This window comes from Cupriavidus sp. GW822-FHT06G04 (assembly GCF_058799075.1).
This window is the reverse complement of the sequence record NZ_JBXALD010000002.1, coordinates 450,017-469,233: the sequence shown is the minus strand read 5'-3', so window position 1 is coordinate 469,233 and position 19,217 is coordinate 450,017. Positions and strand designations below refer to the sequence as shown.

At 63.5% G+C, this 19,217-nt stretch carries 17 protein-coding genes; 10 read left to right on the top strand and 7 right to left on the bottom strand.

Annotated features, from left to right (window positions below; all coding sequences use genetic code 11):
• The 5 genes from AC1RKI_RS06165 to rpmB form a co-directional block, all read right to left on the bottom strand.
• Positions 1-1,738: filamentous hemagglutinin N-terminal domain-containing protein (locus tag AC1RKI_RS06165; protein WP_492857505.1), on the bottom strand; the 1,738-nt coding region annotated here is incomplete at its 3' end.
• Between the two features lie 13 nt (positions 1,739-1,751).
• Positions 1,752-3,431: a ShlB/FhaC/HecB family hemolysin secretion/activation protein gene (locus tag AC1RKI_RS06160; protein WP_492794481.1), complete on the bottom strand. Its 1,680-nt coding sequence runs from the start codon at positions 3,429-3,431 to the stop codon at positions 1,752-1,754.
• 426 nt (positions 3,432-3,857) lie between these two features.
• Positions 3,858-5,477 (bottom strand): L-aspartate oxidase, encoded by a 1,620-nt coding sequence (nadB, locus tag AC1RKI_RS06155; RefSeq protein WP_490714840.1) that lies wholly within the window; start codon positions 5,475-5,477, stop codon positions 3,858-3,860.
• Between the two features lie 185 nt (positions 5,478-5,662).
• Positions 5,663-5,833, bottom strand: coding sequence for a 50S ribosomal protein L33 (gene rpmG, locus AC1RKI_RS06150; RefSeq protein ID WP_008644909.1), 171 nt, complete (start codon positions 5,831-5,833; stop codon positions 5,663-5,665).
• Between the two features lie 13 nt (positions 5,834-5,846).
• Positions 5,847-6,080, bottom strand: a complete 234-nt coding sequence (rpmB, locus tag AC1RKI_RS06145) for a 50S ribosomal protein L28 (RefSeq protein ID WP_008644908.1) — start codon at positions 6,078-6,080, stop codon at positions 5,847-5,849.
• 407 nt (positions 6,081-6,487) lie between these two features.
• On the opposite strand from rpmB, the gene AC1RKI_RS06140 reads away from it, so the two are divergent.
• From AC1RKI_RS06140 to AC1RKI_RS06100, 9 genes are all read left to right on the top strand, one after another.
• Positions 6,488-6,991, top strand: coding sequence for an FKBP-type peptidyl-prolyl cis-trans isomerase (locus AC1RKI_RS06140; RefSeq protein WP_492794484.1), 504 nt, complete (start codon positions 6,488-6,490; stop codon positions 6,989-6,991).
• Positions 6,991-7,983 (top strand): 4-hydroxy-3-methylbut-2-enyl diphosphate reductase, encoded by a 993-nt coding sequence (gene ispH, locus AC1RKI_RS06135; protein WP_061952849.1) that lies wholly within the window; start codon positions 6,991-6,993, stop codon positions 7,981-7,983. Before AC1RKI_RS06140 ends, ispH begins: the two co-directional genes overlap by 1 nt.
• 656 nt (positions 7,984-8,639) lie before the next feature.
• Positions 8,640-9,848, top strand: a complete 1,209-nt coding sequence (locus AC1RKI_RS06130) for a branched-chain amino acid ABC transporter substrate-binding protein (protein WP_061952847.1) — start codon at positions 8,640-8,642, stop codon at positions 9,846-9,848.
• A 219-nt stretch (positions 9,849-10,067) separates the two neighbouring features.
• Positions 10,068-11,003 carry a branched-chain amino acid ABC transporter permease gene (locus AC1RKI_RS06125; RefSeq protein ID WP_061952845.1) on the top strand — a complete coding sequence of 312 codons (936 nt, stop codon included), beginning with the start codon at positions 10,068-10,070 and terminating at the stop codon, positions 11,001-11,003.
• 12 nt (positions 11,004-11,015) lie between these two features.
• Positions 11,016-12,170 carry an ABC transporter permease subunit gene (locus AC1RKI_RS06120; protein WP_061952843.1) on the top strand — a complete coding sequence of 385 codons (1,155 nt, stop codon included), beginning with the start codon at positions 11,016-11,018 and terminating at the stop codon, positions 12,168-12,170.
• Between the two features lie 13 nt (positions 12,171-12,183).
• Positions 12,184-12,960 (top strand): ABC transporter ATP-binding protein, encoded by a 777-nt coding sequence (locus AC1RKI_RS06115; RefSeq protein WP_061952841.1) that lies wholly within the window; start codon positions 12,184-12,186, stop codon positions 12,958-12,960.
• A gap of 17 nt (positions 12,961-12,977) precedes the next feature.
• Positions 12,978-13,697 (top strand): ABC transporter ATP-binding protein, encoded by a 720-nt coding sequence (locus AC1RKI_RS06110; protein WP_150979607.1) that lies wholly within the window; start codon positions 12,978-12,980, stop codon positions 13,695-13,697.
• A 405-nt stretch (positions 13,698-14,102) separates the two neighbouring features.
• On the top strand, positions 14,103-14,714 hold the full coding sequence (locus AC1RKI_RS06105) for a hypothetical protein (protein WP_150979608.1): 612 nt from the start codon (positions 14,103-14,105) through the stop codon (positions 14,712-14,714).
• 55 nt (positions 14,715-14,769) lie between these two features.
• Entirely contained in the window at positions 14,770-15,363 is a 594-nt protein-coding gene (locus tag AC1RKI_RS06100) for a hypothetical protein (RefSeq protein ID WP_061952835.1), read from the top strand.
• 182 nt (positions 15,364-15,545) lie between these two features.
• Here AC1RKI_RS06100 and AC1RKI_RS06095 read toward each other — a convergent pair whose 3' ends face one another.
• Together AC1RKI_RS06095 and AC1RKI_RS06090 are read right to left on the bottom strand one after the other, a co-directional pair.
• A complete protein-coding gene (locus AC1RKI_RS06095) occupies positions 15,546-16,733 on the bottom strand; it encodes an acetylornithine transaminase (protein WP_061952833.1) in 1,188 nt (395 codons plus the stop codon).
• Between the two features lie 261 nt (positions 16,734-16,994).
• Positions 16,995-18,050 carry a CDP-6-deoxy-delta-3,4-glucoseen reductase gene (locus AC1RKI_RS06090; protein ID WP_244785986.1) on the bottom strand — a complete coding sequence of 352 codons (1,056 nt, stop codon included), beginning with the start codon at positions 18,048-18,050 and terminating at the stop codon, positions 16,995-16,997.
• A 10-nt stretch (positions 18,051-18,060) separates the two neighbouring features.
• On the opposite strand from AC1RKI_RS06090, the gene AC1RKI_RS06085 reads away from it, so the two are divergent.
• Entirely contained in the window at positions 18,061-19,104 is a 1,044-nt protein-coding gene (locus AC1RKI_RS06085) for an NAD-dependent epimerase/dehydratase family protein (RefSeq protein ID WP_061952829.1), read from the top strand.
• Positions 19,105-19,217: the final 113 nt, after the last annotated feature.

The following is a 19,217-nucleotide window of genomic DNA, read 5'->3' as shown; positions in this document are numbered from 1 at the left end:
CGGCTTCAGCGTCGATCTGTGCTTGCCTGGCCGCCTGCTCGGCGGCCTGTTGCGCCTGGTATTCGGCCTGTTTGCGGGCATTCTCCTCGGCCCAATATGCTGCGCGTTCGGCGTCGGCTTGCGCACGGGCCTGAGCTTCAGCGTCGATCTGTGCTTGTCTGGCAGCCTGTTCGGCGGCCTTTTGTGCCTCGTACTCGGCTTGTTTTTGCGCGTTGTACTCGGCCCATTCTGCCTTGCGTTCAGCGTCAGCTTGCGCACGTGCCTGAGCTTCCGCCTCGGCGCGTGCCTTCTCGGCAGCCATCTGCGCCTCGTATTCGGCTTGCTCTCGGGCTTGGCGCTCGCGCCATGCCGCTTCATCCGCCGCGGCCTGCTCCTGGGCTGCCTTGGCGGCTGCTTCGGCTTGCGCTTCCCGTGCCGCCCTCTCCGCTGCCTCCCGTTCCGCGCGTGCCCGTGCCTCTGCCTCGGCTCGCGCTTCCCATGCCGCCCTATCCGCTGCCTCTTGTTCCGCACGTGCCTGTGCTTCTGCCTCGGCGCGCGCGATAGCGGCAGCCTTTTCCGCTTCGTGCTCGGCGTCGGCCTGGGCGCGTTTCGCCGCTTCGTCGGCTTCGCGGGCGGCGCGCTCTTCTGCCGTCTCGATATGCGGACGGTAGGTTGCCTGCTCTACCAGCGCATCCAGCTTGCGTTGCTTCGCGTTATCTGTCAGGCGCGCCTCGGCTTCCGGCGACCAGCCTTTTGCGCGATGCGATGCTTCTGCGTCGGCGCGCATATCGTGCCGGATACGCTCGTACAGCTGCGCTTCATCGGCCTGGCCCTTGTAGTGTTCCGTCCGAACGTCGTAGCCCGCGCCTTCCGAATGCGAAATGCCTTGGCCGGTGAGCTCAGCGCCGAACATCTCGACGCCAAGGCCGCCGTCGCCGGCCCAGATCGTGCCGGCATTGTTGACACCCAGGCCATACTCGGAGCCTTCCAGCAAGATCTTGTTGGCGTACATGCCGCCAAGTTCGGACACATCGAGCGCGACCGTCGGCTTCGTGCCTGCGGCGTCGTAGGTGAGCTTGCTTTGGAAATTGCCGTCGCTGTCCGCTTCGAACTCCGTGCCGTTCAACGAGTGAATATCCCAGCCCTTCACGGCGGCGTTGATCAGCGTGGCGCGCGAGAGCAGGTTCAGCTGCGCGGTGCCGACGTTCATGCCTTCGCCGTCGATAGAGATCGTGGCCGGCTGTGCGCGGCTGGTATCGACGGTGAATGCCAGCGCGCCGTCCGCCGTGGGCGTATAACGCGCCGCTGCCAGCGTGACCACGGGTGCGTTGATGGTGTTGCAGCCATTGCACGAGATGCCGGCGGCGTTGGCGATGACCAGATGCGCCGGAGCGCCTGCAACTTCCATCGCGCCGTTGAGCTCGGATGCCTTGCTCGACGACACGTCGGCGACGATGACCTTGGCAGCCTTGCCGCCCAGGTTGGCGTTTGCCGCCAGTTGGCCAGCCAGTTGGCTTGCGCCGGCTGCGGTCAGGTTGTTGAACACGACGCCATTCTGGTCGACGTTGAACTGGCTGAACGTATTGTGAGAAATTCCGCGGGCATTGGCGCCGGCGATATTGATGACCGGGGTATTGCCCGCGTTGCCGACCTGCGTCTGGCTGCCGCTGGGAACGATGCCAGGCGCGGCGTGGGCGCTCGCCGCGGCGAAAACCGCCAAAGCAGCGGAGCTGATGATGCGTAGTCTGAATTCAGACATATGGTTGACTTCCTTATAGTGCGAGGCTCAGCTGTGCACTGAGCACGAAAGGATCGGCATTCAACTGCGTGGGAGCCCACAGCGGGGTACCGATCGAAAGGGAGGCGTTGAGGCGCCGGTATGAGGCGGACACGCCGAGCGCGGCGCCCACTACGTTGCCGCCGGAACGGGGTTCGCCTTCCACGGGAACCACGCGCCCGGCATCGAGGGCAACCGTCAGCGCCACGTTGCCCTGGCCCCATGGCGCGGGCGAAGTCCAGTTGAGTTCGTTGCGCAGGTAGGCGCCGGTGTCGCCAAATAGATAGGCGTCGCGGAAACCGCGCACAGATGTGTCGCCGCCGATGGATACGCGTTCGCTGCCGAATAATGGCGATCGGCTCCACTGGCCGTAAGCCGAGGACAGCCAGGACAGGTGCGGGGAAATCTGCGTGTAGAGGCTGGCGCTCAGCGCGGCTTTGCGAAAGTCCGCGGGCGCGCCGCCACCGGCGCTCAAGTCCGCCGTGTAGTGGGGAATGCTCTGCGTCAGCTTCGGACCGAGTGTCAGATAGCTCTTGCTTCCCAGGCGCGTGGCGAAGTTGATGCCGGCCTGCACGGCCGCCACACGCTCCGAGCTGTAGTCCAGCCGGAATTCGTCGAGATAGGTGTTGCCCGTGTAGTGCGAAAACGCGAGAAACCCGTCGGTTTTCTGCCTGCCATTGCGCGAAAGGATGCGCGACGCCTCGACACGATGGCTGACCGTGTGGCCGTGATAGCTCAAGGTGAAGTCGTCGATCGCGAACGGGATGGCGTAGTCGCCGACGCTGCCCGAATAGCTGAAGGTCCAGGGACCGACCGGCAAGACCGCCGATGCGCCATAGTTGCGGCGAAACCGGTCACCGTCGACGGGCATGGTGCTGGTGGCGGAAAGGCTCAGTTGTTCGGCCAGGCCGAGGCCGTTGTTGAGCGACAGGATCGCGCCCGCCTGGTCCTTGCCGGTGCTTTCCTGGCCGGTGTTGTCCAGGCTGAAGGCCGCATGGAGGGCCGGCGATACGTCGCCGCTCAGGACTACATCGGAATACCCCTCGGTTGGTGCCGCGCGCACCGCAACTTGCACGCCGTCCCTGGCCACGCGCTCGATCTGCTCGACGCCCTGTTCGATATCGCGCAGGTTCAGCGGGTTGCCTGTCATGCCGGCGAACGCCATGCGCGCGGTGCGGTTTGCCGCGTTGTCGCCGCCGGAAAATTTCACGCTTGCCGTGCGGCCTTCCACGGCGGCGATGATCATGTGCCCGGGATCGGCGCTGTTCTGTGGCGGCAACCAAGCGTGACTGGTGATGTAGCCGTTGGCGACGTACCAGTCGTTGATTTCGTCCAGCATGCGCGCGACGGCTACCTTGCCGAGGCAATGCCCGGCGGCTTGCGCGGAAATCTGCTCCTTGAGCGATGCGGGTACCAGCGCTGCGCCGCGAAACTCCACATCGCGCACCTCCATGCACGGGCCGTCAGCGGGAGCCGCGTCGTCAGGCGACGCGCGCCGGGCGGGCGCGGGCGATGTCTGGCGCTGCTGGTCCAGGCTTTCCCGCTGTTCGCGGGCCTGGTCGAGCATGCGTTTTTGCTGCTGATCCTGAAGGTTGCGATCGACCGGAACGGGAACGCTCAGTGCGAAGCACGGCATGCAGGTCGCCATCAGCAGCGCGAACGCACTCAAGCGCATGCCAGGTGCCTTGTCGGCTGGCGCGGCTGACAGCTGGTTTGCTGGGATCCCTGCCTCTGAACATGAGGGGCCGCGCAGGGAAAAGGCCGGAAAGCGGGATGACATCACTGGCTCGCATTGGCTGATCGAGGCGTCCCGAAAATCCGCTTTTCATGGAGGATTGGCGGAGGGATCTGCGCCCGGAAACAGCTGAAACGCGAATTCTGCGTGGCAGTCTGATCGATAGAAATCGCTGTTCCGCGAATGTGATGGCGTGCTTGGCGCGGTTGCTGATCTTGTGCCGGCTCCTGCCGGCGATACGCCCTCTACGCGCGGAATTTCCGAACGTAGAACGCAAAAAAGGTCTGAGGCGCGCTAGGCGAGCCTCAGACCTTTCTGATCGTCAGTGCGACGATTCTGCTTCGACTAATTCTGTCGGCGGCGCATCTAGCGCTGGGCCTTGTGCTGGCGATGCCTGGCGGCCCGGCCCGTCAGCGGCTGAAGCACGGTTGGCAGTGCCTTGGGCAGCGTTTCGGGATAGTCGCGGCTGAAATGCAGGCCGCGGCTTTCGTGGCGTGAATACGCGCTGTCGACGATCATCGACGCCACTTCGACCAGATTGCGCAGTTCCAGCAAATCGCGCGTGACGCGGAAGTTGGCGTAGTACTCGGCGATTTCCTCGCGCAACAGGCCAATGCGGTGCTGGGCGCGTTCCAGCCGTTTGTCGGTGCGAACGATGCCGACGTAGTTCCACATCATGCGCCGCAGTTCGTCCCAGTTGTGCGAGACGACCACTTCCTCGTCGGCATCGGAAACGCGGCTTTCATCCCAGGCGGGCAGCGTAATGTCCGGCGCGCCGGCCTTGCCGTGCGCTGCGATGTCCGCGGCGGCGGCGCGGCCAATCACCATGCATTCGAGCAGCGAGTTGGACGCGAGACGATTGGCGCCATGCAGCCCGGTGCAGCCGGTTTCGCCTACGGCGTACAGGCTGCCTATGTCGGTGCGGCCCGCGGTATCGGTGACCACGCCGCCGCAGGTGTAGTGCGCCGCCGGCACGACCGGGATCGGCTCGCGTGCGATGTCGATACCGAGCTCCAGGCAGCGGGCATGGATGGTAGGGAAGTGTTCCTTCAGAAATGCTTCGGGCTGGTGCGTGATATCGAGATAGACGCAATCGAGGCCGCGTTTTTTCATCTCGAAGTCGATTGCGCGCGCCACCACGTCGCGCGGCGCCAGCTCGGCGCGGTCGTCATGCTCGGGCATGAAGCGCGTGCCGTCGGGCAATTTCAGCAAGCCGCCTTCGCCGCGCACCGCTTCGGAAATCAGGAACGACTTGGCGTACGGATGGTAAAGGCAGGTCGGATGGAACTGGATGAATTCCATGTTCGACACCCGGCAACCGGCGCGCCATGCCATGGCGATGCCGTCGCCGGTGGCGGTGTCCGGGTTGGTCGTATAAAGGTAGACCTTGCCCGCGCCACCGGCAGCCAGCACCGTGTGGGTTGCCGTGATGGTGCGGACTTCGCCGGAAGCCGCGTCGAGAACATAAAGACCGTAGCAGCGGTTGCCCGTCAGGCCGAGCTTGGCCGATGTGATCAGGTCGATCGCGAACTGGTCTTCCAGGATCGTGATGTTGGGGTGCTTGCGCGCCTGGTCGGCCAGCGTGGTGACCACGGCGTGGCCGGTGGCGTCGGCCGCATGGATGATGCGGCGGCGGCTGTGTCCGCCTTCGCGCGTGAGGTGGAAGCCGAGTTCGGCGTGTTCATCGCGCGTGAACGGCACGCCGCGGTCGATCAGCCACTGGATGGCTTCGCGGCCGTGCTCGACGATGAAGCGCGTCGCTTCTTCGTCGCAAAGGCCCGCACCGGCCACCAGCGTGTCCTGGGTATGCTCATCGTGGCTGTCGCCCGAGTCGAGCACCGCGGCGATTCCTCCCTGGGCCCAGTCGCTAGCGCCGGTGGTCATGGCGCGCTTGCTGAGGATGACTACCCGGTGGGTGTCGGCCAGCTGCAGCGCGACGGTGAGGCCGGCCAGACCGCTGCCGACGATCGCGACATCGAAATTCATGGTGCAGGGGAATCGCTTTGGGGGCGAAAAGCGTTGGGAGGAAAGCTGGGAAGTCTACACCCGCTTGCCACACTGCTGACATCTTTCCCTTGTCTGACAAGGGTTGCGGCATGGGCCGCGGCGCGGTGCCCCAAATGCAAAAAGCCCCGCAATTGCGAGGCTTTTGGCTGAAGACCGTGGATCAATTACTTGATCTTGGTTTCCTTGTAAGGCACGTGCTTACGGGCGACGGGATCGAACTTCGAGATCTCCATCTTTTCCGGCATGGTGCGCTTGTTCTTGGTGGTCGTGTAGAAATGACCCGTACCTGCGGTCGATTCCAGCTTGATCTTGTCGCGTCCGCCTTTGCTGGCCATGGTGTACTCCTAATTAGACTTCGCCGCGTGCGCGCAGGTCTGCGAGCACGGCGTCGATGCCTTTCTTGTCGATCAGGCGCAGACCGGCGTTCGAGACGCGCAGGCTCACCCAGCGGTTTTCCGATTCAACGAAGAAGCGGCGGTTCTGCAGGTTGGGCAGAAAACGGCGCTTGGTCTTGTTGTTTGCGTGGGAAACGTTGTTGCCGACCATCGGCGCTTTCCCGGTCACTTGACAGACGCGTGCCATGAAGCACTCCTAAATCTTATTCGTGGACAATGTTCGCAACAGATCAACAAAAGGCGCGCGGGCCCGGACTGCAGCGGATTGGTACTTCAGCGAAACGAACATTATAGACCGGAAACGAGCGGCGAATCAATGCATTCCGATAGTTTCGGAAGGATGGTGTTGCGCCGTGCCGCCTGCGTCACGTTGCGGGACGCGCGAGCCTGAGTCTCAGGAAAGCCGGTCTTGCTATGGGCGTTGCGGGAACCGCAACGCGGGCGCCACTGTAAAGGCATGCCGGTGCGATGTCCAGTCCCGTTACGCGCCGGCGCGCCACACAAGCTGCGGCGATTTCCGACACGGCAGCGCAGGCGCCCCGGCGGGGGACGGTCCAGTCGAATACAATGGCGGCTGTTGACCGGTGGATTCCCATGACTTTCCCAAATATCGCCTCCGAAGCGGCGCCGGAAGCGGACCGCAGCGGCACGACCGCGCGCAAGACCGTCCAGGCCGATTCCTTCCTGACGCTTCATTACAGCATCGCCCTCGAAAACGGCACCGAAGTCGTGAGCACGTTCGAGGAAAAGCCTGCCACGCTGCTGCTGGGCCAGGGGCAGCTCGCCCCGACGCTCGAACAGGCGTTGCTGAGCATGCCCGAAGGCGAGCGCACCACGTATCGTCTGGCGCCGGAGCACGCTTTCGGTCCGCGCAATCCTGAATTGCTGCAGTGGGTCTCGCTGGCCACGCTGCGCGAAAACAGCTCGTTCGAAGAGGAATACACGCCCGGCGATCTCGTCGAATTCAACGCGCCCGGCGGCGGCAAGTACGCCGGCGTGCTGAAGGAATACGGCGAAACCGCGGCACTCTTCGATTTCAACCACCCGCTGGCCGGACAGACGATCCTGTTCGACGTCCAGCTGATCGGAATTCTCTGATGTCCGCCGTGGCGATGGAACGCAGCATGACCGAACTCACTACATCTACCGACGCCGAAATCCTGATGGCGCAACCGCGCGGTTTCTGCGCGGGCGTCGATCGTGCGATCGAAATCGTCGAACGCGCGCTGTCCCTGTTTGGTGCGCCGATCTACGTGCGTCACGAAATCGTGCACAACGCCTACGTGGTAGCCGACCTGCGCAAGAAGGGCGCCGTCTTTATCGACGAACTGGACGAAGTGCCGGCCGGCTCGACGGTCATCTTCAGTGCGCACGGCGTATCCAAGGAAGTGCGCGCCGACGCGACGCGACGCGGCCTGACCGTGTTCGACGCCACTTGTCCGCTGGTGACCAAGGTGCACGTCGAGGTGGGCAAGATGCGCGCCGAAGGCTGCGAGATCATCATGATCGGCCACAAGGGACATCCCGAGGTGGAAGGCACGATGGGCCAGTCCGAGCAGGGCATGCTGCTGGTGGAATCGGTGGAGGACGTGAACCGGCTCGAAGTGGCCAATCCCGGACAGCTCGCCTATGTCACCCAGACCACGCTGTCGGTGGACGAGACCGCCGAGATCGTGGCGGCGCTGAAGGCGCGTTTCCCGCAGATCCGCGAACCCAAGAAGCAGGACATCTGCTACGCGACGCAGAACCGACAGGACGCCGTGAAGTTCATGGTGCCGCAAGTGGAGGTCGTGATCGTGGTGGGCAGCCCGAACAGTTCCAATTCGAACCGCCTGCGCGAACTCGCCGACCGTCTCGGCGTGCCGGCCTATATGGTCGACGATCCCGACCAGGTGAAGCCCGAGTGGGTCGCCGGCAAGCGCCGCATCGGCCTGACCGCCGGCGCGTCGGCGCCCGAAGCGCTGGCGCAGGCCATCGTCGAGCGCCTGCGCACTTTTGGCGTGAAGTCGGTGCGCGCGCTGGAGGGCGTGGAAGAGAACATGTCGTTCCCGCTGCCGCGTGGCCTCGCCAGCGTCTCCGTGCAGTCCTGACGCCCGCGCCGCTTCCCCGCGCACACCAGACGCCGCCGGCTTTGCCCGGCGGCGTTTTCATTTGGCAGACGCTTTCGATGCGCCGCCGCAGTCCGCCGTCGCGTGTCTTTCTCGCACGCACCTGACTGGTGCGACGGCTAATCCCTGCCTGCAGACATTCAAATCCCCGCAAGTATCCGCTGACCCGCTTTTCCTTTAATTATCGGTCGACAGCTGTAGTAACAGCCAGACAATATCAGGGTAATCCCCGAGAATCGGGTTTTCCCTATTATGGTGCGGCGCTACATTCTGCACATTAGAGCAGGCGTCCGGTTATTGAAATGAAATGCCTAATTAATACCAACGTATTATGTGTGAAGCCGGGACGGCCCGGATCGTGGCGCAGAATGCTCTTTCGGCCCTGTAGGCACGATTCTTGAAAGGGTAGCGGACGGGTCTGCCGAGTGGGCTTTGATTGCCCCAATCTGTGCATTGGGGAAATTCCCTAGCTCATTTGACGGGTAAATGGTTCAGGTTGTTGCGTCGCGTTATTGCATCCGCAAAGAAAGGGGATACAATGCGCGCGTTTCAAATTGAAACTAAACAAAGGCGGTCCAGGGAATACGTCCGGGAGGCGTAGTTATTTCCCTGTTTTTGAGAATCCTAGGAGATCACTCATGCAATTCACGTTTGCCAAGATTCTGCCGATCGCGGCCGCTGTGGCGCTGGTCGCTGCATGTGGCAAGAAGGAAGAGAAGCCGGCGGATGCGGCAGCATCTGCGCCGGCGGCCGCCGCGGCGCCTGCCGCTAGCGCCGGGGGCGAGACGGTCGTCAAGATCGGCCACGCCGCACCGCTGACCGGCGGCATTGCCCACCTTGGCAAGGACAACGAAAACGGCGCGCGCCTGGCCGTCGAGGAAGTGAACAAGACTGGCCTCGAGATCGGCGGCAAGAAGATCAAGCTGGAACTGGTCGGTGAAGACGACGCGGCCGATCCGAAGACCGGCACCGCCGTGGCCCAGAAGCTGGTGGACGCCCATGTCGTCGCCGTCGTGGGTCACCTGAACTCGGGCGTGTCGATCCCCGCGTCGAAGATCTACAGCGATGCCGGCATCGTGCAGATCTCGCCGTCGTCGACCAATCCCGACTACACGAAGCAGGGCTTCAAGACCACCTATCGCGTGGTCGCCACCGACGCCCAGCAAGGTCCGGCGCTGGCCAACTACGCCGCCAAGAGCCTGAACGCCAAGAGCGTGGCGATCGTCGACGACGCCACTGCCTACGGCAAGGGCCTGGCCGACGAATTCGAGAAGACCGCCAAGGCGGCCGGCGTGAACGTTGTGGCGCGCGAAGCCACCAACGACAAGGCCACCGACTTCAAGGCCATTCTTACCAAGATCAAGGGCAAGAAGCCTGACGTGATCATGTACGGCGGCATGGACGCCACCGGCGGCCCGTTCGCCAAGCAGGCCAAGGAACTCGGCATCCAGTCGAAGATCGTTGGCGGCGATGGCGTCTGTACCGACAAGGTGGCCGAACTGGCCGGCGACGCGGTGAGCAACATCATCTGCTCGGAAGCCGGTCTGGCGCTGTCCAAGATGGAACAGGGCGCCGATTTCGACAAGCGCTACCAGGCTCGTTTCAACGCGCCGGTGCAGATCTACGCACCGTTCACCTATGACGCCGTCATGGTCATCGTCGATGCGATGAAGCGCGCCAATTCGGTCGAGCCGGCAGCCATCCTGGCCGAGATGCCCAAGACCAACTACAAGGGCCTGATCGGCAATATCGCCTTCGATGAAAAGGGCGACATGAAGGAAGGCACCATCACGCTGTACGAGTACAAGGACAAGAAGAAGACCGTACTCGACGTCGTGAAGATGTAATCCGGGCTTATCGGCCCATACGAACGGCACCGTGCATCTTCTGCGGTGCCGTTCTTTTTAGTCTCGCCAACGTGTTAGCAGCATCCTTACCATGGATGGAACAGGGCGGGCAGCACACCAGCAATCCGAATACAAACCTACCCGACCGATCCAACATTACCGCCCAATCCTCGGCATCCACACCATGCCGGCCGGAGCAGGGCTGAAGCAGGAGTTTTCATGGATATTCTTATCCAGCAGATCGTGAACGGTCTGGTGCTCGGCAGCATCTACGCGCTGATCGCACTGGGCTACACCATGGTCTACGGCATTTTGGGCATCATCAACTTCGCGCACGGCGATGTGCTGATGATTGGCGCGCTGACCGCTTTGTCGGCAATTCTTGGGCTGCAGAAATACGCGCCCGGCCTGCCCGAATGGCTGACGCTGGTGATCGCCACACTGATCGCCATGCCCGTCTGTGCAGTGCTCTCATATACGATCGAACGCGTGGCATACCGGCCGTTGCGCAATGCGCCGCGCCTGGCCCCGCTGATCACCGCGATCGGCGTCTCGATCATCCTCCAGACCATGGGGATGCTGATCTGGTCGCGCAATCCGCTGACGTTCCCGCAGCTGCTGCCTTCCAGTCCGATCGACATCGGCTCCACGGGCGCCACCATCACCGGCAAGGAAATCGTCATCATCGGCCTGGCCGTGATGGTCATGGCCGGCCTGCTGGCCCTGGTCAACCGCACCAAGCTCGGCCGCGCCATGCGCGCCACCGCCGAGAACCAGAAGGTGGCGGGCCTGATGGGCGTGAACCCCAACTTCGTGATTTCGGCCACGTTCATGATCGGTGCCGCGCTGGCGGCGCTGGCCGGCGTGATGATGGCCACCAACTACGGCAACGCCCACTTCTACATGGGCTTCATTCCCGGGCTGAAGGCGTTCACCGCCGCCGTGCTGGGAGGTATCGGCAACCTCGCCGGCGCGATGGTCGGCGGCATGCTGCTGGGCCTGATCGAGGCGCTCGGCGCCGGCTACATCGGCGATCTCACCAATGGCGTGTTCGGTTCGAACTACCAGGACGTGTTCGCCTTCATCGTGCTGATCATCGTGCTCGTGTTCCGTCCGTCCGGCATCATGGGCGAACGCGTGTCCGACCGCGCCTGAGGGAGAGCATCCATGAACGCTCCAATTCAAACCGCGGCCGTGGCCGCACCGACGCGCGTACCGGCCAAGACGCTGGCCGCGCTGGTCGGATTTCTTGTGATCGCGCTGTGCGCGCCATTCTTCGTCCAGTCGTTCGGCGGCAATTACTGGGTGCGCGTGCTCGATTTCGCGCTGCTCTACATCATGCTGGCGCTGGGCCTGAACATCGTGGTGGGCTTTGCCGGCCTGCTCGACCTGGGCTATATCGCGTTCTACGCGGTGGGCGCCTACAGCATGGCGCTGCTCGGCTCGCCGCATCTCGCCAACCAGTTCGAATGGATCCAGCAGCTGTTTCCTAACGGCATCCACCTGACGATGTGGCTGGTGTTGCCCATCGCGGTGCTGATCGCGGCCACCTTCGGCGTGCTGCTGGGTGCGCCGACGCTGAAGCTGCGGGGCGACTACCTGGCCATCGTGACGCTGGGCTTCGGCGAGATCATCCGGATCTTCATGAACAATCTGGATCGTCCGGTGAACATCACCAACGGCCCCAAGGGCATCACGGCGGTGGATCCGGTCCATATCTTCGGCTTCGATTTCTCGAAAACGCACGAGATCTTCGGCATGAAGTTCACGCCGGTGTTCATGTATTACTACCTGCTGGTGTGCCTGGTGATCGTGATCGTGTTCGTGTGTCTGCGCCTGCAGACTTCGCGGATCGGCCGCGCCTGGGTGGCCATCCGCGAGGATGAGATCGCCGCCAAGGCAATGGGCATCAACACCCGCAACATGAAGCTGCTGGCGTTTGCCATGGGCGCGTCGTTCGGCGGCGCTTCGGGCGCGGTGTTTGGCGCATTCCAGGGCTTCGTCTCGCCCGAATCGTTCACGTTGTGGGAATCGATCTACGTGCTCGCCATCGTGGTGCTGGGCGGGATGGGTCATATCCCCGGCGTGATTCTGGGCGGCATCCTGCTGGTGGGCTTCCAGGAACTGCTGCGCGTGGTGGCCGAGCCGATGCAGACCGGCCTGTTCGGCCATGTGGTGGTCGATGCCGAAGTGCTGCGCCAGCTGATGTTCGGCCTGGCGCTGGTGGCGGTGATGCTCTATCGTCCGGCGGGCCTGTGGCCATCGCCGCGCAAGGAAGATCGCCCCGTGGTGCGCCGTGCCGGCAGCGTAGGCCGTTTCTGAACAGGAGGACAACATGAGCAATTCCGAATTCCTCCTGTCGGTACAGGGGGTCAACAAGCGTTTCGGCGGCCTGCAGGCGCTGTCCGATGTGGGCCTGCAGATCAAGCCGGGCGAGATCTATGGCCTGATCGGTCCCAACGGCGCGGGCAAGACCACGTTCTTCAATGTGATCACGGGCCTGTACACGCCCGACTCCGGCGAGTTCGTGCTGGGCGGCCAGCCGTACCAGCCGACCGCCGTGCATGAAGTGGCCAAGACCGGCATCGCGCGCACGTTCCAGAACATTCGTCTGTTCGGCGACATGACCGCGCTCGAGAACGTCATGGTGGGTCGCCACGTGCGCACCAAGGCCGGCCTGTTCGGCGCCGTGTTCCGCCCGCCTTCGGTGCGCCGCGAGGAAGAGGGCATCGAGGATATGGCGCACGATCTGCTCGACTACGTCGGCATCGGCAAATACGCAAACTTCACCTCGCGCAATCTGTCCTACGGCCATCAGCGTCGTCTCGAAATCGCCCGCGCACTGGCCACCGAGCCAAAACTGCTGGCGCTGGACGAACCGGCCGCAGGCATGAACGCCACCGAAAAGGTGGAACTGCGCGGCCTGCTCGAAAAGATCAAGAACGATGGGAAGACCATCCTGCTGATCGAGCATGACGTGAAGCTCGTGATGGGCTTGTGCAATCGCCTGACCGTGCTCGACTACGGCAAGGTCATTGCGCAGGGCCTGCCGCACGAGGTGCAAAACAATCCTGCCGTGATCGAGGCCTACCTCGGCGCGTCGGCGCATTGATGGCCGGAGGAAGCAACATGACACAGCAGACAATTCTGAAGATTTCCGGGCTGAAAGTGGCCTACGGCGGCATCCAGGCCGTCAAGGGCGTGGATCTGGAAATCCGCGAAGGCGAACTGGTGACATTGATCGGCGCCAACGGCGCGGGCAAGACCACCACGATGAAGGCCATCACGGGCCTGCAGGGCTGGGCCGGCGGCGATGTGGAATACATGGGCAAGTCGATCAAGGGTGTGCCCAGCTACGTCCTGCTCAAGCGCGGTCTGGCGATGGTGCCGGAAGGCCGCGGCGTGTTCGCGCGCATGACCATCACCGAGAACCTGCAGATGGGTGCCTACACGCGTGACGACGAAGCCAATATCAAGGCTGACATCGATCGCATGTTCGAGACCTTTCCGCGCCTCAAGGAGCGCGCCAACCAGCTGGCCGGCACGATGTCCGGCGGCGAGCAGCAGATGCTGGCAATGGCGCGCGCGCTGATGAGCCAGCCCAAGCTGCTGCTGCTCGACGAACCGTCGATGGGACTTTCGCCGATCATGGTCGAAAAGATCTTCGAGGTGGTGCGAACGGTTTCGGGTCAGGGCGTGACCGTGCTGCTGGTCGAGCAGAACGCGCGGCTGGCGCTGCAGGCGGCGCATCGCGGTTATGTGATGGAGTCGGGCCTGATCACCATGAGCGGCGACGCCAAACAGATGCTCGACGATCCGAAGGTCAGGGCCGCGTACCTCGGAGAGTGACCGCGCGCAAACGCGCCAAATCGTATCGATCGAGCGAAAGCCGAGTCCAGAAATGGGCTCGGCTTTTTTGTTGGCGTAATGTGCGCGCCGATGTTGCTAGCGCAGCTTCTGCACCTGACAGCTGTCAAGAATGAGGTCACGGTAATCCGATATGGTGCAAGCCGATCGATGAAGACCGCTGTCTGCGACATCCTGAAAATTCGAGGCGTGACGGCTTCATCGCGAATCTGAAAGATGCAAGGCAGTAGTGAGAGATTCCCGGCCACCAGCCCGCTGGCATTTCCGCGGCACGCCGTACGCATGGTCTGGCCGCAGACCGATCACGCATCGCTGATCGGCAAGCCCAGAAGCCGTGGGGCGACACGCCAAGCGAGAACACTTTTCGAACCCGACAAGGAGAGCGCGATGAAATGGGCTGAAGCGAGGGCGCTTGTGGTCCCTAATCCCGGCAAGAGAGCGGACGGATGGGTTCTGCGGACGGTAGATGCCTGGGCACACAGATATCGAATTCATCGATCTCATCAATTCGTGAGTGGCGGCTTCAAGGCGCCTGGATGCACGATGGCGCGCGCGACAAGCCTGAGCGGCATGACGCTCGCGTCGAAGCTGATCATCGTGGCGCACGGTAATCCGCACTGTCTGGCAGGACTATCCCCGAAGCAGACTGTTGACCTTCTATATAGCCTGGGGCTGCGACAAGTCGGCCTGTTGTCGTTCAAATCATGCGAGATCGGAGTCGGGGATTTCCTGAACCAAGTCGTCGACGCCGCCAGGCATCGCATCCAGATCGGCTGGTGCATCGGCTACAAGGATATCGTCCGAACCGCCGGACGTAACGAATTGGTGGGATCGGAGTGGCGCTGGCGGTGGATCGATGCGGCGCGCGAGATCAAGCGCTCGGACGAACGCCGGGTCAAGGTGGTGCGCGGCAATGTGCCAGTGTTGCCGCCACGAAAACCAAGTACCAGATATATGCCCTTGCCGCTGATGAACCAGCTCTACGCTCTCGGGAATTGAATGAATCGTTTTGTTTTCAGCAAGGTGATCCGCGCTGAGGTTTTTGGAGTTGGGTATGAAATGGAATGATGTCCGTGTGCTGGTGATTTCTGCAGCGGAGGACGGTAGGTGCAAGGCACTGATCAATGCCGCCAATGCGTGGGCAGATCGCTATAACGTGCCCAGTCAGCATCGAATCTTCGACGGATACGGTAGAAAAGCCGGATTCGTCAAGACGGCGACTGGCAGCCTGAGCGGGATGACCAGCGCGTCGAAGCTCATCATCATCGGGCACGCCAACGCGCACGGGATAGAGCAACTTTACGCAAAACCATTTTGTCCGTTCGGTCTGGTGAACTACCTGCATCGGATTGGCTTGCGCCAGGTAGGACTTATCGCACTGAAATGCTGCCTACTGGGACGGGGCGATTATCTTGAGCGATTCGTTGAGGAAGCCGACGGCCGCCTCGAGATTGGTTGGTGCATCGGCTATCGAGACGTCGCGTTGACCCGAGAGGGCCATGAATACGTCGGTTACGAATCTCACTGGCGAGACCTGATACCCTCGCTGAAACTCCCCGACAGCTGGCGCGTCAGGATCGTGCGGGGAACAATTCCGGTGGTGCCGCCCAATGCGCCGAGCCGACGCTTTCCGCCGTTACCGGTTTAGGCACCGCGCATCTTCCGGGGCAGGGAGTCGCCCAACCGATCCGGGTGTAGTGAGGCGGACGCTCCCGGAGCACGGGCCGCGGCTTGAGAGCGCGCGCCGCGGCTGCGCTCCGGCGCGCGCCGTATGGTGGCCCGCAAGCTGGCCCGCGCATGCAGCGCACGGCCCAGCATTACGTGCGGGCGTCAGGCCAGCTTCTTCAGCAGTTCGCGCAACATACCGATCATCTGATCGATTTCCTCGCGCGACACGTTCAGTGCCGGCATGAAACGCAGCAGGTTGGGGCGCGGCGCGTTCAGCAGCAGGCCCACCGGCGCCATCTCGCGCGCTTCTTCGACGATCTGCGGGCCGATATCCTTGTTCAGCATCAGCGCGCGCAGCAAGCCTTCGCCGCGCTCGCCGCCCAGGTTGAATTCGGCGGACAGCGCCAGCAGTTGTTCGCGTAGATATTCGCCCTTGGCCTTGACGTCATCGAGAAAGCCCGGCGCCGTCAGTTGCGAAATCACCGAGCTGCCCACCGCGGTCATCAGTGGATTGCCGTTATACGTGCCGCCCTGGTCGCCGGCTTCGAAGCTGGCCACATCCGCCTTGCACAGCAACGCCGACAGCGGCACGCCACCGCCGATGCCCTTGCCGAGCGTCATGATGTCCGGCTCCACGCCCGACAACTCGTACGCGAACAGCGTGCCGCAACGGCCGCAACCGGTCTGCACTTCATCGACGATAAACAGCAGCTTGTGCTTGTCGGCCAGCGCGCGCAGGCCTTGCATGAACTCGCGGGTGGCGGGGATCACGCCGCCTTCGCCCTGCACCGGCTCCAGCATGATGCCGACGGTCTTGTCGGTGATCAGCTTCTCGACCGACGCCAGGTCGTTCAGCTCGGCCTTCGGAAAACCGGGCACTTGCGGCGCGAAGATCGTGTCCCAGCCGGCCTTGCCCGATGCGCTCATGGTCGCCAGCGTGCGGCCATGGAAGCTGTGGTCCATCGTGATGATTTCGTAGGCGCCGTTCTTGTGTTTGCGGCCCCATTTGCGCGCCAGCTTGATCGCGCCCTCGTTGGCCTCGGCGCCACTGTTGGCGAAGAAGACCTTATCGAAACAGCTGTTCTCAGTGAGCTGGTTCGCCAGCTTGAGCATCGGTTCGTTGTAGAACGCCGGGCTCGGATTCAGCAGCTTGCGCGCCTGCGTCTCAAGCGCCTGGATCATGCCTTCGTTCGAATGGCCCAGTGCGTTGACCGCCCAGCCTTGCACGAAATCCAGATAGCGCTTGCCGTTATGGTCCGTCAGCCACGAGCCCTTGCCCTCGGTAAAGACCAGTTCGGGCCGGTTGGTGATGTACATCAGGGATTGGACGGGGTACTCAGCAAATGCCATGGCGGACTCCTGGGGTCGGCATGAAACGATGGACGGACAAAAACAAAAAGCCACGGGGATTGCCCGTGGCTTGTTGACCTGAACAGACGCTATCTACGGTCAGCCGCGCGGCACCCCGGAAGGGAGCAACGTACGAGCGCGGCGTCGGATCATGGCGGTGTTCATGGCGGCAAATATAAGACGCATGCGCCCGGGTGTCAAAGCGAAATTTGGCAGACCCGGGTGGCATTGTTGTGTCGGCGGAACGGCTGCGGCTGGCGCTCAGGCCGCGCCGGCCGGGTGCAGATCGGCTTCGGACGTGAACGAATCGGCGAAGAACGCGTCCTCGTGCAACTGGCACTGCGCGGTGAAATCGGCGCGTGCGGCGTTGACCATGACGGGCGCGCCACAGGCATAGACCTCGTGCCCGGACAGGTCGGGATGGTCGGCCATCACGGCCTGATGGACAAAGCCGGTGCGACCGGACCAGTTGTCCTCGGGCTTCGCATCGGACACCACGGGCACGTATTTGAAATTCGGCAGCTCGCGCGCCCATTTCTCGCACAGCGCGTGCATGTACAGATCCTGCGGCCGGCGGCCGCCCCAATACAGCGTCATCGGGCGCGTGATGCCGGTGTACGCGGCATGTTCGACGATGGCCTTGATCGGTGCGAAACCGGTGCCCGACGCCAGCAGGACGATCGGCTTGTCCGAATCCTCGCGCAGGAAGAAGCTGCCCAGCGGACCTTCGAAGCGCAGGATGTCGCGCTCCTTCATGGCCGGCATGCCTTCCTTCGCGCCAAACACGTAGTCGGTGAAAGCGCCGCCCGGCATATGGCGGATGTGCAGCTCGATCGGGCCTTCCTCGTGCGGCGGCGTGGCGATCGAATAACTGCGGCGCTTGCCGTCGCGCAGCAGGAATTCCACATACTGGCCGGCCAGGAACTGCATCCGTTCGGTGGCCGGCAGCTGCAGGCGCACGGCGATCACGTCGTCCGCCAGGCGCTCCATCGTGCTGACGCGGCACGGAATCTTCTTGATGGGGATATCGCCGGCGCCGTGCACTTCACGGCATTCGATCGTGATGTCCGAGGTGGCGTTGGCGCAGCAGAACAGCGCGCGGCCCTCGGTCTTTTCCTGCGCCGTCAGCGCGGACGCGGCGTGGTCGCCCTGGGCGATCGTGCCTTCGACGACGCGGCCCTTGCAGGACCCGCACGCGCCGTTCTTGCAGCCATACGGCAGGCCGATGCTATGGCGCAGCGCGGCGCCCAGGATGGTTTCGTCGGCGGCCACTTCGAACTTGTGGCCACTCGGCATGACGGTAACTTGATAAGCCATAATCGGGTCTATGAACCAAATTCTGTCGCCGCAAGCGGCGTTGTCTTCCCCACGGGGCGTCGGGCACGGCAGGCGTGGCCGCCGGCTGGGCCGGCCGCGCCTGCTGATCGTTGGCTGCGGCGACGTCGGCACGCGCATCCTGCGCCTGCTGGCCACGCGCATGCGTGTGTTCGCCGTCACCTCGCAGCCGTCGCGCCGCGCCGAACTGCGCGAAGCCGGTGCGATACCGCTGGTGGCCGATCTGGACCGCCCAGCCACGCTGGCCCGGCTGGCGCAACTGGCGACGCGGGTCATGGATCTGGCGCCGCCGCCCGGGCAGGGCAATGGCGATCCGCGCACACGCGCGTTGCTCGGCGCCCTGCGCCGCACCGCATGGCGCCGCGCGCGCACCACGCGCTTTGGCGTCGGTGTCGGCGAGGCCGCCATTCTACCCGAGCGGGGATGGCACCGGGCGTTTGAGGCGGCGGTCCGGCATCGGGCCGCGGGCGCCTTCGTCTACGCCAGCACCACCGGCGTTTATGGCGACCGGGGCGGGGCCCGCGTGCAGGAATTCCACGCCGTGCGCCCGCAGACCGCGCGAGCCCGCCGGCGTGTCGCGGCGGAAGCTGCGGTGCGCGATTTCGGCCGCAAGGCCGGCTGGCGCGTCAATATCGTGCGGATTCCGGGCATCTACGCGGCCGACCGCCTCCCGGTGGCGCGCCTGAACAAGGGCACGCCGGCGCTGGCGCCGCAGGATGACGTCTACACCAGCCATATCCATGCCGACGACCTGGCGCGCACCATGATCGCCGCGCTGTGGCGGGGCCGCCCGCAGCGCGTGGTGCATGCCAGCGACGACACCGAATTGCGCATGGCCGACTATTTCGATCTGGTGGCCGACCGCAAGGGCCTGCCGCGTCCGCCGCGCATCTCGCGGCAACAGGCGCTGACCACGATCGATCCCACGCTGCTGAGTTTCATGAGCGAATCGCGCCGGCTGGACAACCGCCGGCTCAAGCGCGAGTTGCGGTTGAAGCTGCGCTATCCCACCGTCGCGTCGTTCTTCGACCGCTAAAGCGTCGCCGCGCGTGCCAGTCCGCCGTCGCGCGGGCAGGCACGCCGATTGCTGGGAATCGTGCCGATTCATCCTGTCTATACAAGATCGACCCGGTTCGCACGCCTGCCGCA